General features: G+C 36.6%; 11 protein-coding genes and 3 pseudogenes. 6 read left to right on the top strand and 8 right to left on the bottom strand.

Going from position 1 to position 13,997, the window contains the following annotated elements:
• Positions 1-95: 95 nt before the first annotated feature.
• Positions 96-866, top strand: coding sequence for a glutamate racemase (murI, locus tag ABEQ24_RS16255; RefSeq protein WP_430007763.1), 771 nt, complete (start codon positions 96-98; stop codon positions 864-866).
• Positions 867-1,129: 263 nt separating this feature from the next.
• Here the strand turns inward: murI and ABEQ24_RS16250 are convergent.
• Positions 1,130-2,508, bottom strand: a pseudogene (locus tag ABEQ24_RS16250) (PLP-dependent aminotransferase family protein).
• Positions 2,509-2,640: 132 nt separating this feature from the next.
• Between ABEQ24_RS16250 and ABEQ24_RS16245 the strand changes: the two are divergent.
• Positions 2,641-3,273, top strand: coding sequence for an FMN-binding negative transcriptional regulator (locus tag ABEQ24_RS16245; protein ID WP_430007762.1), 633 nt, complete (start codon positions 2,641-2,643; stop codon positions 3,271-3,273).
• Between the two features lie 323 nt (positions 3,274-3,596).
• On the opposite strand, the gene ABEQ24_RS16240 is transcribed toward ABEQ24_RS16245, so the two are convergent.
• Positions 3,597-4,472, bottom strand: a complete 876-nt coding sequence (locus tag ABEQ24_RS16240) for a LysR family transcriptional regulator (protein ID WP_430007761.1) — start codon at positions 4,470-4,472, stop codon at positions 3,597-3,599.
• Positions 4,473-4,620: 148 nt separating this feature from the next.
• Between ABEQ24_RS16240 and ABEQ24_RS16235 the strand changes: the two genes are divergently transcribed.
• A complete protein-coding gene (locus ABEQ24_RS16235) occupies positions 4,621-4,947 on the top strand; it encodes a GlpM family protein (RefSeq protein WP_430007760.1) in 327 nt (108 codons plus the stop codon).
• A gap of 359 nt (positions 4,948-5,306) precedes the next feature.
• Here ABEQ24_RS16235 and ABEQ24_RS16230 read toward each other — a convergent pair whose 3' ends face one another.
• The gene (locus tag ABEQ24_RS16230) at positions 5,307-6,425 is read right to left on the bottom strand and encodes an NADH:flavin oxidoreductase (RefSeq protein WP_430007759.1); all 1,119 of its coding nucleotides are present in this window, start codon (positions 6,423-6,425) and stop codon (positions 5,307-5,309) included.
• 42 nt (positions 6,426-6,467) lie between these two features.
• The gene (locus ABEQ24_RS16225) at positions 6,468-7,112 is read right to left on the bottom strand and encodes a DsbA family oxidoreductase (protein WP_430007758.1); all 645 of its coding nucleotides are present in this window, start codon (positions 7,110-7,112) and stop codon (positions 6,468-6,470) included.
• A 151-nt stretch (positions 7,113-7,263) separates the two neighbouring features.
• On the opposite strand from ABEQ24_RS16225, the gene ABEQ24_RS16220 reads away from it, so the two are divergent.
• Complete coding sequence (locus tag ABEQ24_RS16220) at positions 7,264-8,115, top strand: LysR family transcriptional regulator (RefSeq protein WP_430007757.1); 852 nt, start codon at positions 7,264-7,266, stop codon at positions 8,113-8,115.
• A gap of 364 nt (positions 8,116-8,479) precedes the next feature.
• Here ABEQ24_RS16220 and ABEQ24_RS16215 read toward each other — a convergent pair.
• Positions 8,480-9,214: pseudogene (locus ABEQ24_RS16215) on the bottom strand (IS110 family transposase); the annotation flags it as partial.
• Between the two features lie 39 nt (positions 9,215-9,253).
• Between ABEQ24_RS16215 and ABEQ24_RS16210 the strand changes: the two are divergent.
• Positions 9,254-9,541, top strand: coding sequence for a substrate-binding domain-containing protein (locus ABEQ24_RS16210; protein WP_430007794.1), 288 nt, complete (start codon positions 9,254-9,256; stop codon positions 9,539-9,541).
• Between the two features lie 150 nt (positions 9,542-9,691).
• On the opposite strand, the gene ABEQ24_RS16205 is transcribed toward ABEQ24_RS16210, so the two are convergent.
• The 3 genes and pseudogenes from ABEQ24_RS16205 to ABEQ24_RS16195 all read right to left on the bottom strand — a co-directional run bounded on the left by ABEQ24_RS16205 (position 9,692) and on the right by ABEQ24_RS16195 (position 13,064).
• Complete coding sequence (locus ABEQ24_RS16205; RefSeq protein ID WP_430007756.1) at positions 9,692-10,537, bottom strand: aldo/keto reductase; 846 nt, start codon at positions 10,535-10,537, stop codon at positions 9,692-9,694.
• Between the two features lie 157 nt (positions 10,538-10,694).
• The gene (locus ABEQ24_RS16200; protein WP_430007755.1) at positions 10,695-11,669 is read right to left on the bottom strand and encodes a bile acid:sodium symporter family protein; all 975 of its coding nucleotides are present in this window, start codon (positions 11,667-11,669) and stop codon (positions 10,695-10,697) included.
• A gap of 4 nt (positions 11,670-11,673) precedes the next feature.
• A pseudogene (locus ABEQ24_RS16195) lies at positions 11,674-13,064 on the bottom strand (FAD-binding oxidoreductase).
• A gap of 155 nt (positions 13,065-13,219) precedes the next feature.
• Between ABEQ24_RS16195 and ABEQ24_RS16190 the strand changes: the two are divergent.
• Positions 13,220-13,939, top strand: a complete 720-nt coding sequence (locus tag ABEQ24_RS16190; RefSeq protein WP_430007754.1) for a FadR/GntR family transcriptional regulator — start codon at positions 13,220-13,222, stop codon at positions 13,937-13,939.
• Positions 13,940-13,997: the final 58 nt, after the last annotated feature.

Raw genomic sequence — 13,997 nt, 5'->3', positions numbered from 1 at the left:
TTGAATCTATAGAATTGGGCTTTTCCTATTCAATCATTTACTCTAAAGGTATAATAAATGATGTGAAAAAATATTTGAATTGTAAGGTGAACAACATGAGAATTGGCTTTTTTGACTCTGGCATTGGAGGAATATCAGTATTAAATGAAGCAATAAAACATTTTCCAAACGAAGATTTTTTATATTATGCTGATACACGCAACGTCCCATATGGAACCAAGACAAAAGAAGAAGTAAATAAACATGTCCAAACTGCAGTAGAAGATATCCTTAAGCAAGAGGTTAAAGCCCTTGTTATTGCTTGTAATACAGCTACTAGCATCTCTATTAACGAATTAAGGTCTACTTACGATATTCCAATCATTGGAATGGAGCCTGCTGAAAAGCCTGCTATTAAATTAAGTAGTTCAATGGATAAAAGAGTGCTTGTTTGTGCTACAGACTTAACATTAAAAGAATTGAAATATAGAAAATTAATCACCAGGATTGATAAAGATTCAATTGTTGACCCATTACCTCTCCCAGAATTAGTTGAATTCTGTGAAGAGCTAAACTTTAATTGGGATGAATTAAGTCCGTATTTTAGTTCCAAGCTAGAAGAATTTGATTTAAACCAATATGGTACGGTTGTTTTAGGTTGCACTCATTTCCCTTATTATAAGCCTATATTAAAGAAATTGCTGCCCCCTCACATTCATCTTATTGATGGTAATAAGGGTACCATAGAAAGACTTTCTAACCTTCTAAAAGAAAAAGATTTATTAAGCCAAAATGGAATCAATGGTATTTCGTTTCAATGTTCTAACCAGGATAAGAACTATATAATAAAGATGAAGAATGCATTAAAAGTACTCAAAATGCATTAAGTAAACCAAACAATAAATAAAGCGTGTCTATATCTGAATTAAGCGAATAATAATTGACTTTTAGAATAAGAACAGTTTTATTTAGGCGTGTTTATTTTTTCTCTTTATACTTTATATAATTACTTAACCTTTTTCCTTAACACATTATCGTTTCGAACTGTAATACGACCTCCATATTAACCTGTCATTTATTTAACAATAGACTTTATTAAAAGGAAATATGTTGTCAGCATTAAGCTACTAATAGGACTATGAGAAGGTTTTTATGACCAAGCCTTTTTTAAGAGTTTCACACCTCTCGTAATTTCATCTTGAGAAAGATTGTTAAAGCCAAGCTTAATAATTGGTTTATCGGAATTGTTTTTTATAACGTAAAGTGAGATCGGATAAACTTTAACGCCATAAAAGGAAGCCTGCCTGATTAACCATTCTTCTGAGTGATTAAGATGTACTTTCACTAATAAGTACAATCCAGACTGTTGACCAATAATGGAGATACTTCGATCAAACTCTTTTTTCAATATTGATACTAAGTGCTTCATTTTTCGTTTATAAACCAGACGCATGCGTTTAATATGGCGATTCCATTCCCCCTCTTCCATAAATTTAGCCATTGTGAGTTGGCTAAGAATTGAAGTAGTACTTTCAAATTGAAGAAATTTATCTTTATAATGATTTAAAATGGGTTGGGGCAACACCATATAACTTAAACGGATTCCCGGGAGAAATGCCTTCGAAAAATTCCCTAGATAGATAACTCTTGCAGAATCAATAGACGCAAGAGCAGGGAATGGCCTTTGTGTGTAGCGAAACTCACTATCGTAATCATCTTCGATAATATATCCCCGGATCTCGTTAGCCCAATGAATAAGCATTTGCCGTTGTTGAATAGACATGCTTACTCCAATTGGACTTTGATGGGAGGGGGTTACATATATTAATCGTGATTTCATTTGTTCTAATTGTGAAAGATCAGCACCTGTTTCATAAACAGGCAAAGTTTCAAATGTAAAACGATGAAATTGAAAAGCCTCCTTAGCACCATCATAACCAGGGTCTTCAACTATAATATTCTGGAATTCATCCTTCATTACATGTCCAAGATATACAAGCATTTGTTGGGTACTACTTCCAACAGTAATTGCATCTGCATTTGTTTTTACTCCGCGTGATTGAAATAGATATGTGGAGATTTGTTCACGCAGGCATTTTTCCCCAAATGGTTCTCCGTATCGAAAGCTATCCTGTAGTGTTAATACTTGATTGGAAATTCTTCTCCAAATTTTCAGTGGGAAATGTGTTTGATCCACAGCATCTGCCCTGAAATTAACCACTGGAGGTTTCTTCGACTCCATTTGCTCTTTATTATGAGAATTTATATCTCCTGAAATATTAGGGGTTCTAACTCATTTGCAAAATAACCTTTTCGTCCCTCTCCACGAATATACCCTTCAGCAACAAACTGTTCATATGCCATTAAAGTTGTATTACGGCTTACTTGTAAGGAATCTGCAAGTTGACGAACGGAGGGCAATTGCTCATTTGCCAGAATATCTCCTTGTTCAATAAAAGATTTAAATTTTTCGTGGATTTGTTTGTATTTTGGAGAGTTATCTTTAAAAGTAAAGATGGTATTATTCATTTGCAGCCTCTCTGTCATGTATGTTTGTTTGTTATTGTACCTTTTTTTATGTCAGTTTGTATAAAATTATCTTTCTATCAGATATTTATTTTAATACTTACATTTAAAAAAACTGCAATACAAGTTGAAAGGATGATCATTGTGTACATTCCTAAGCAATATCGTATGAATCATGATGAGGCAGTTCAAATTATGAAGTCCAATCCGTTTGCTTTATTGATTACTGTTTACAAATATCGCCCTTTGGCTACGCACATCCCTTTGGAAATTAGAGAAGAGGAAGGGAAAATCTATGTGACTGGTCACATTGCATACGGAAACATGCAGAAAAAAAATTTAGACAATAACAGCGATGTATTACTCATTTTCCAAGGGCCACACGCTTATTTTTCATCCAGTTGGTATCAATGTGAAGAGGTTCCTACGTGGGACTATCTAGCTGTACATGCGTATGGAATAGCGCGTGTCATCAATGGAGATGAGCTGAAATTGGCTTTGGATGTTATGCATAAACACTATGAGTCCCACCGAGATAATGGTCGGACCTGGGATACATTTGACCCAGAGTTGCTTAAGAGCGAAATGAAAGGGATAGTTGGCCTTGAAATTGAAATTACATCTATTCAAGGTATGGCTAAAATGAGTCAGAATCGCAATGAAACCGATTATAAATTGATTGTTAAAGAGCTTGAAAAATCACATGAACAAGAGGAAATTCAGGTTGCACAGTGGATGCGCGAGCAACGTAAAGAGTTATTTAATTGATTGGTTTAATATTTTTTGGGTTTGTTTATATTAAGGCCCCTGTTTAGTAAGGTAAGTTCAAAGTTACAAAATCGCATAACTGGTTGTTTTTATATTGTTCTAGAGCTATTCTCTGTGTTCTTGCTTTAAATACTATATTTTCTAAGAGGAACTCTGTATAAAAAACTGCAGATGACGGAAACCTGACATAGCTAGAACCCTTACTTTCAGAAGGGTTCTTTTTTGTGATTGGTTCTTAAAGGAGTAAATATACAACCTAGTTTTTTATATAATATGCATACCTGAATGAAAAAATTTTTATGAATTTTTACTATTTTTATAGTCTAGTTATTTTTCTCTACCCATTCATTGATATAGTGGATCATTTTATTAACGGATGGTGTTTGTGCATGTTTTTTTGTATGCATTAGTATTCCAATCTGTCTAGAAACATTAATCTCAAAAGGCTTAATTACTATATCTTCATTACATCTACTTAATAACAAGTTTGGAAATAAGCTTATTCCTAAGTTATTCTTTACCATCGCAATAATCGTTTCATCGCCTCTGACTTGATATGCAATTTTAGGTAATATCTGCTCTTTTTTAAATACATTATGCACTTCAAAATGTGAATCTGAATACGGTAGAATAAATTCTGCAGATTCTATTGCTTCCAGGGTTATTAAGTTTAATTTAGCTAATTTATGATGCGGACTCATAATGACAAGAATGGGATCTTCAACTAAAGGTTGAAAGTCCCACTTATCATTATGGGATGTACCAATTCCAAAATCTATTTGATCTTCTTCTAGCCAGTGATTTAATTCAGATACGTTTCCTTCATATACTTGAATCTCTATAAAAGGATGTAAATTTTTGAATTCAGTTAATATTTTTGGAATCCAGTTTGTAGCTATGCTTGTGTAAGCTCCAATACGAATTTTCCCTGTTTCTAATCCATTAATTTGATTAACTGTTTCCGATAATTTTTCATATCCTCTTTGAATTTCTCGCATGGCATGCAGCACTGCTAGACCATTTTTCGTAGGCTTAACACCATTTTTTTGCCTTATTAATAATGGAAAACCACATTCTTCTTCTAAGCTGCTAATCATCTGACTAATGTTTGGTTGTGTGTAGTTCAACATTTCGGCTGCTTTTGTTAAACTCCCGACTTCGACTACTTTAATATAAACACTATATTTTTTTAGACTCATTTAACCCTTCCTTATGACATAATGTTTTCTTATATCTACTATTACTTATATTTAGTTTACTTATATATCCTCAGAAAATAAAATAAAAACCGAGATCATTTCATATTAAAGTTGATATTCAATTGACAGATGATAAGGAGAGGAAATAGTGGCTTATATTTTACAGTTTTTCTTGGGGGGAACCATCATGGTATGTGCTTCGCTTTTAAGTAAGTCGAGATATTTGTTTTTATCAGGTATTATCACATTACTACCCATCATGACATTAGTTAATATTCAATTACAAATGAGAAATATGAACATTACAGATTTTAGAGTGACTCAAAAAAATGCTATTTTTGGCTCTTTTGGTGCAGTTATATTAATTAGTCTTATTTTTATACTGACAAATTGGTTTAAGCCTTTATATGCTGTAATAAGTGCATTTATTATTTATACTCTTTACATGGTTGGATGTAAGTATTTTTTCTCTTAATAAAGCTCAAATGGGTACATAAAACATTGTTTCTTAATAATTTGACCATTCTGCTGGGGTTATTAGCTTCCTATATTTCGCATTAAATAATCTTATTTATAATAAATAGCACTGAATAAAAAAGAATCCTTTGCAGATTTGCAAAGGATTCTCAAATTGATTCGAACAGGGGAAATACGTTATTAGTCTAGCCAAATTTATAGATTCATATACATATAACTTTGAAAATAAATATCGTAATGGAATCTACTTAGAAAAAAGTAACCTTGTTAAGACCAAAATTTAATTATTCTTAGCAGAGGTAAGGCGCCCAACAAACATGGCATTTCTTTAATAAATCTTTGTTGTATAGAGAATATTCACACTTCAAACCCTTTGATTTTAGCATCAGGGCTTAATGTCTTTTCTGGTACAAATTCGTCTGGTTGTTCTCCATTTTTTACTTTGTTTGCCCAGTCATGGTTAGCAAGTGCTCCACGACCTAAAGTGATAACATCTGCTTCACCTTTCTCGATAATTTCTTTTGCTTTTTCTGAGTCATGAAGGCTTCCGTTTGCGATAACAGGTAATTTGCTGTACTTTTTAGCTAATGCTGCAAGAGTAGCTCCAGTTCCCGCAGCATTTGTTCCTTCGTCTTCAGAGAATGCAGGCTGCCATGCTTCAAATTCTGTTACATGGATAAAGTCTAGCCCTGCTTGTCCTAACTGACCAAAAATAATTTCAGCGTCTTTCTCTTTATCGGCCCACTTATGATAATAGTCATTTATTTTACCTTGAGAAATTCTAATACCAACTGGATAGTCTTTTCCAACTGCTTCACGCACTGCTTCTGAAACCTCTACTAATAAACGAACACGATTTTCAGTAGTGCCCCCATATTCATCAGTTCGTTTATTTGCATAATCTGTTAAGAACTGATCTAGGATATATCCATTTGCACCGTGGATTTCAACTCCATCAAAACCAGCCTTCTTAGCATTCTTTGCAGCCTCAGCAAAACCTTTAATTACCACTTTAATATCTTCTTTTGTTGCTTCTTTAGGTACTGGGAATTTACCATTACCACCATAAACCTTCATTTGTTGTCCTTTTGGTTCAACCACTGATGGTCCGATTTTGTCCTTTACAAAACGATTTCCTTGAGATAAGGCACCAGCATGCATTAATTGAAGAAATATTTTTCCACCCTCTTGATGAACAGCATCTGTAGCCTTTTGCCAACCCTTAATTTGTTCGTCATTAATGATACCAGGTTGATCGAAATATCCTTGACTATAAGTATCATCTGGATATGTTCCCTCAGTTATGATTAAACTAAATCCCCCACGAGCAAATTTCGCATAATAATTAACCATTTCGTCAGTTGCTACACCTTCCGGTGTAGCACTTGTGCGTGTCATTGGAGCAACACCCACACGATTGTCAATTGTAATACTACCTAATTTCACGGTTTCGAAAAGTAAATTGTTGTTTGTCATAATATAAAACTCCTTCTGTATTTAATATTGTCAATTTTTAAATTAGCAACCATTAATTCCGCACGCCATACCCTCTGGAAAATCAGGCTGCTTTTTACTAATTTCTTCTTCAATAATTTCTTCAAGAGATTCTTTAGAACGAATGCCAGCCACTTTTGTATCACCAATAATAAAAGTGGGCACTGCAGAGATATCTGCTTCTTCATATGCATGATGAAGTGCTTGTTGATGTGCTTCCCGATACTTTCTCGTTTCTAGAGCTGCTCTATACTCAACGGTATTTAAATTGACATCACCAGCTAGCTTGGTAAGTACATTAATATTACCGATATCTTGTTCTTCTTGGAAAAAGGCTTTTAGTATACGTTCGTTATATTCAGTTCCCTTCCCATTCTCCTTCGCATATTGATAGCCTTCAAATGCCAAATGAGTATAAGGTTGAGGAGAAACTTTTGGCAGTACTATATTAACTCCCATTCTTTCTGCCATAGGATAAACAGATTGTCTCCAAGTATTCTGTAGATAGTGCCCTTCAGGTTTTAGAGTTTCATTCGGGAAAGGACGCAATTCATAAGGCATCCACTCTACTTCTACATCCTTTCCTTTAATTGCTTCCTCCAATGGCTGTTCAGCTAGAAAACAAAAAGGACAAACATAATCAGAATATACCTTTATCTTTACCGTCATTTATAATACCGCCTTTCTTAACATTATTAATTTGTTACTATTGATAACAAACTTGTTATGCCCTTATAATAATAGACAATATACAATTAGTAAAATAGATATATTTGAACGTAACGTTCATTAAAATTGAACTAAGGAAGGAAGAAACAATATGGAGCTCAGACATCTGGTCACATTTAAAACGATTGTAGAGAAAGATGGCTTTAAACGAGCAGCTGATCATCTCGGTTATGCTCAATCGTCCGTTACCACACATATTAAAGAACTAGAAAGAGAATTGGGAAAACCCTTATTTGATCGACTAGGTAAAAAAGTGGTGCTGACTCAATATGGTCACCACTTTTTACCGTATGCGGCCAAAATCATTGATTTATATTCACAGGCTTTAAACACCAATGATGAGCCGATAGGGAATCTTATTATAGGTATTTCTGAATCACTCACAATAGGCCGTATCCCCCCAATACTACTTGAATATAAGAGATTATATCCGACGGTTAATCTCTCTTTAAAATCAATCGATAATTATGATGTAACATCATACTTACAAAATGGAGATATTGATCTTGCATTGATACTTGAGAAAGATGATTTATCCCTTCCAGAACTTTTTACAGAAAATCTGAAAAGAGAAAAAATGGTTCTAATACGCCCTAACGACGTTGAAGACTTTAGTACAGTGCTATATACCGAACGATCATGCAGTTATAAATCTGTTTTTGAACACTATATAAATTACAAGCAAATGGATGTAAAGGAGAGTCTCGACTTTCAAAGTATTGAGGCTATAAAGCAGTGTGTTAGAAGTGGTCTTGGTATTTCACTCGTTCCTTATTTCTCAGTAAAAGAAGAGCTAATAGCAAACAAATTGTCGGGTGAAGAAGTATCGCCAGATCATCCTGCCATTTCTACTTTCCTTGCTTATCACAAAGATAAATGGCTCTCACCAGCTATTGTAAAAATGATTGAATTGATAAGAGAACATGCTAAGGGATGGGAATAATCTTTTATTAGCCAAGTAACATTTAATTGTATTCTTTATGAATACGGATTATCTAAAGCATTAATAACAACAAAAAATTAACATTGTAATAGCAATAAAAAAAGGAGCTAATATGCTCCTTTTTCAATTACCAGTTTAAATAACGTTCTCAGTCATAATTTTCAATCTTATAAAATTCGCCTTTCTCATTTCTTTTATATGCACACTCCAATATTTTCAAATACAGCCTCGCCAATAGTTATTAAGGTATCAAAATAATTTAACAATGTCTCCTATACTTAATTTTTCGGTTACTTGTTTGGTATTAAAAAAATTAAGGAAACTCTGCATCTCTTCTAAACGTTGTCTAAATACCATGACATGCCCGAATACCGATAGAGTCTTTGGCTACTCGTTTAAGTTCTTCAATTTTACTGAGTCCAACCGCACGTTTTACAGCTTTTCTGAGGTGAATGAGGATCTCTTGTTCCGAGACTATCTCTAACTCATGTGGTAATACGTTTAACTTTAATAATTGTAGTGCTGCTTTTCCTTCCCAATCCTTAAACACTGTTAGGAATTCAGGAAAATATCGATCTAACCAGTTATGAATTTGCCCCTGCACAGCTTGTAAGTCAACAAATAAGAGATCGCGTATTTTCCTTGCCACTCGAAGTTCTGCATAAACTCCTTGTGGAATATTAGGTTCGGCATATCTTCCATCATTGACTAGCTGTGCAATGGCTTTTGCGTCCTTTACATCATTTTTGGTAGGAGAATTATCATCTAATTCTTTAGACTTCTTCACATGCATAGGATTTACCACGACAAACTTAATCTCCTCTTCTTTAAGAAAATGAGCGAGGTTGAGTCAATAATGACCTGTCGGCTCCATTCCTATAATCACCTTATGCATGCCGTGTTGTTCCATCAAATGTTTTATCCAGCCTAAAAAAAGATCAAAATGTGATTTGGTATTTTCAAAGTGACAAGGTACACCAAACTCTAGGCCTCTAAAGTCTTGAGCACGAGCTACATGCTTATACTTCGCGATATCTACACCTATAATCAGTGTTTCAGAAGTAATTTGAGCAATCTTTTCATTTTGGTTATAATTCATATTGAAGGCTGCCTATACTTAGAAGATGCCAAACGAGTGATGGATCGTTTCACAAAAATGAAAAAACCGCCTACTGCTTTACTCGTCACAAGTGATCAAGTAGCAGCCGGGATATTAAATCTATGTAACCTCCTTCATATCTCTGTACCTGATGATCTTGCTATTGTCGGATTTGATAACCAGCCGATTGCAGAAATAATGAATCTTACGACGTTTGAAATACCGCTGTTTGAAATTGGACAAAAACTCTTTTTACAGGCACACAAAAAAGAAAGAATCTTTCACGAAGAAATGGCAGTGAAGTTGATTGAGAGAAATACTGTATAACTTAAATTTTGTCATTCCTGTATACTACAGGTCCTTCTCCTCTAAACTCATTGATACTAATACAAAGAAAAAGCCGATCAAATGAGATCGGCTTTTTTAGATTAGCATGAGACCTGCAGAAATGCTGATAGTTAATGACATTCTATTAGTTTAAAATTCTTCATATACAGCAGGATCTTGATTGTTCATCCTGCCTTCGGAACGTGTTAATCCTGAAATAAGGCTCATTTCTCTTTCATCCAGAGAAAAATCAAAAATCGAAATATTTTCAAGCTGCCTGACAGGAGATGAAGATTTTGGAATGGCAATGGCATTCAGTTGATAATGCCAACGCAGAATAACTTGTGCAACTGACTTTTTATGATCATAGGCTATCTTTTGAATTGTATGATTTTGTAACAACTTATTTGAACGGGCCAATGGACTCCATGATTGTGTCTTAATATTATTCTCTTCATGCCATTTTCTTTGTATTTCTTGATTAAAAAATGGATGTAGCTCGATTTGATTTATGCTTGGCTTAATGCCTGTTTCTTTTTCTAAACGTTCAATATGCTCGGGCAAAAAATTACATACACCTATAGAACGAATTAGACCCTGCTTTTTACCATCGATTAATGCCTGCCAAGCTTCAACGTAGGTATCTTGTTTAGGGTTAGGCCAATGAATAAGATATAAATCATAATAATCTAAATTTGCACGATATAAAGATTCTTGAATGGTTAAAACAGCTTTTTTATACTTTTGGTAGCGTCCCGGCAGTTTTGAGGTAATTCTTAATTCTTCTCTTGGAACAGAACTGCGTCTAATTGCTTCACCTACAGTACCTTCGTTTTCATAATTATAGGCAGAATCAATTAGCCGATAGCCTATATCATCAATAGCCTTTTGTATAGCATATGCACCTTGATCACCCTTGAGCGTATATGTACCTAAACCAATAGCAGGTAAATTGAAACCATCGTTAAGTATTAGTTCCGGAACTGATGTCCCCACAGCCGATCACTCCTTTTCAGTAATATTTAAAGATTAGCATAAATCTGAGTGGATTCCATCGTTTAAGAACTTTTTGGACAGCCGCGAAATGAACTGTTGTAATGAATAAAAAGAAGCCATCTAATTCAAAAAAATTAGATGGCTATTTGTGTTTTTTTTACATTTTTACATCAGCCGGCTGTTCAGACCACTTTTTAATGTCCTCTACAACCGGTTTCTTTGACCAATAGGTTGCAAGTATAGGGCCCGAAATGTTATGCCAAACGGCTCCAAGTACACTTGGCAATGCAGCAAGCGGACCAAGATGTGCAGTTGCGAGCGCAACCCCGAGTCCAGAATTCTGCATGCCGACTTCAATTGATATCGCTCTTCTTGTTCCTTCATCAAGTCCAAGTAATCTTGCGGTCAGATATCCAAGCAATAACCCAAATGTGTTATGAAGAATAACAGCAGTGAAAATAAGAAGTCCTGATGTGATAATGCTGTCAGCATTCGCAGAAACGACTGCGGAAACAATAATAATAATCGCAAGCACAGAAATCAGCGGAATCACGGAAATGCTTTTATCAACAGCTGCCGGGAAAAGCTTGCGGATCGTTATCCCTAAAATAATCGGGATGATAATGACTTGAATGATCGACAAGAACATGGACATCGGATTAACCGGCATCCATTGTCCTGCAAGCATCAGTAAAATCAATGGTGTTGCAATAGGTGCAAGTAACGTTGATAATGACGTCATCGCAATGGATAATGGAAGATTTCCTTTTGCTAAATAAACCATCACGTTAGATGCCGTACCTCCAGGAACAGAACCTAATAGAACTAATCCAGCTGCTAATTCTGGCGGCAGGTTTAACGCATAGGCAAGCAAAAATGCGACTGACGGCATAATCACAAATTGAGCGCAAACCCCAATGATGACTGGAATCGGCTTTGTTGCGACTACTTTAAAATCTACTGCTTTTAGTGTTAATCCCATTCCAAACATGACAATTCCGAGTAAAATCGTAATGTACCCTCCCAGCCATAGGAAAGGATCAGGTATCAAAAAGGCGATAAACGCGACGCAAATGACCCAAACGGCAAAATACTTTCCGGCTATGGTGCTGATGGCTTCGAGTATCTTCATAGGATCAGCCCTCCCCTTTTATGCGGACAATTTTATTTGGGTTCAGGATATTTTGAGGATCTAGAGCCTGCTTGATCTTTTCCATGACACGCAGCGCTTCCCCATGCTCTTTTTCCTGATATTTCATTTTCCCTATTCCGACTCCATGCTCGCCCGTACATGTTCCTCCGCGTTCAAGCGCATAAAGCACAATGGTTTCATTTAGTTGATCCGCTTTGCTTACTTCAAGGGGATCAGTTGTATCAAGCATTAAAAGAACATGAAAGTTCCCATCGCCGACGTGTCCGACAATCCCCCCGTCAAGGCCGAGCTCATCAATGGTTTTCCTTGCAGTTCGGATCGCCCCAGCAAGCTCAGAAATAGGCAGACAGACATCTGTCACCATCAGCTTTTTCCCGGGAAATCCATGAACATACGCATAGGCCAGATGGTGTCTTGCTTCCCACAGCTTATTTCTCGCTGCATTATCCGTTTCAAATTCAATGAGTTCACAATGCAGATCGGCTACAAGGTCTTTCGTGAACTCAACGTCCTGTCTAAGTCCAGCTTCATTACCATGGAATTCCAGGAAGAGAGTCGGTTTTTCCAGATAGTCTGTTTCACTGTACAGATTAGCCTGCTTCATGGATGGCTCATCAACCAGCTCTACTCTTGCGATCGGGATTCCGGCCTGCAAGATAGAGACCACCGCCTGAACAGCATCATTGACTGTTGGAAAAGAGGCTCTTGCCGCCATAACGTGCTCAGGAATGCCGTAAACCTTAAGGGTAAGCTCCGTAAAACAGCCAAGCGTTCCCTCTGACCCTACGAATATCCCATTCAAATGATAGCCTGAAGAAGATTTTTCAGCCAAGTTTCCTGTGTGAATGATCGTTCCGTCAGCAAGAACCGTTTCCAGATCTCTCACTTGATCCCGCATGACACCATAGCGGACTGAAGTTGTCCCGCTCGCATTCGTCGCAGCCATCCCTCCAAGAGTTGCATCAGCACCCGGATCAACGGAGAAAAACAGGCCATATTTTTTCAGTTCCTTATTTAATTGTGAGCGCGAACGCCAGGCTGGACTCTAACAAGGAAATCTTGCTCTCTTACTTCAAGAATTTTATTCATAAGAGAAAAATCGATCGTAATCCCCAAATCATACGGAATCACATGCCCTTCCAAACTTGAGCCAAGTCCAAACGGCACAACGGGCACTTGATAGGTATTCGCTAGTTTAATAATCTCGCTTACCTGCTCAGTCGTTTCAGGAAAAACTACCAGATCAGGGAGACTTGGTGTGTGATACGATTCATCTTTGCTGTGCTGCTCCCTCACTGTCGGATTAATCGAGACCTGACTTTCAGGAAGGATTTGTTTTAAGGCTTCTGCCAGATTTGCCATCTCTACATTCATTTCGCTCTCTCCCTCAAAAATTAAATATGTAATCGGTTGCAATAAATCGTTTATAATGATGAAATAGGTACTACCAATATCGAATTGGTCTAACCACTTTCCATTATACTTAATTATCTGAAAAATACAACAACTCTTTAAGGAGTGAAGGTTCATTGAAACCAATTAAACGAACTTACGAAATGATTGTAGATCAGCTCAGAGAATATTTTTTGAACGGTGATTTAAATCCAGGTGATAAGCTGCCGTCTGAGCGTGAACTGGCAAGCAGGTTCAACGTAAGCCGGACATCGATCAGAGAAGCTTTGCGCATGCTTGAGCTGCGGGGAGCAATCGACATTCGCAGAGGCGGCGGAAGCTATATCAAATCAACAGAATTTTCCCTTTCGACAGAGGAATTATCTTCTGTCATCACTAAAGCTGAAAATCATCTGGTCTATGAAATGCTCGAGCTTCGCCGGGCACTCGAAGCAGAATCTGCTTTTTTGGCTGCGCAAAGATCGACATCATCAGACTTAGAAAAAATGCGTAAAGCGCTCGAACAAATGGCGGCTTCAAAAAATGATGTAGAATCAGGACTGGAATCAGACCTTCACTTTCACCTGGCTATTGTAAATGCTACACACAATACTTTATTTATTAAACTGATTCACTCCATGACTGAGCACATGGAAGATACCATCCGCACAACCCGGCGCCACCGACTCGCTGATCCAGCCCGCGCTCAAGATACACTTGATGAGCATAAAGAAATCTATCTTGCCATCGCTTCCGGAAATGCGGCTCAGGCCAGAATCCTTGTCGAAGAGCACATTACACGGATCAGAAGTGAATTGAGTGAGACATTTATAGCTGATTTAGGTGAGTCGATATGACGTAAAACATGTGGGATTTATTATGGTGGCGGGTGCTGGTTTTCTTCATTTTGCTAAA

The organism is Metabacillus idriensis, from assembly GCF_050483325.1.
GTDB lineage: Bacteria > Bacillota > Bacilli > Bacillales > Bacillaceae > Bacillus_P > Bacillus_P idriensis_A.
The sequence above is the reverse complement of the archived record's forward strand: the minus strand, read 5'-3'. Positions and strand labels throughout refer to the sequence as shown.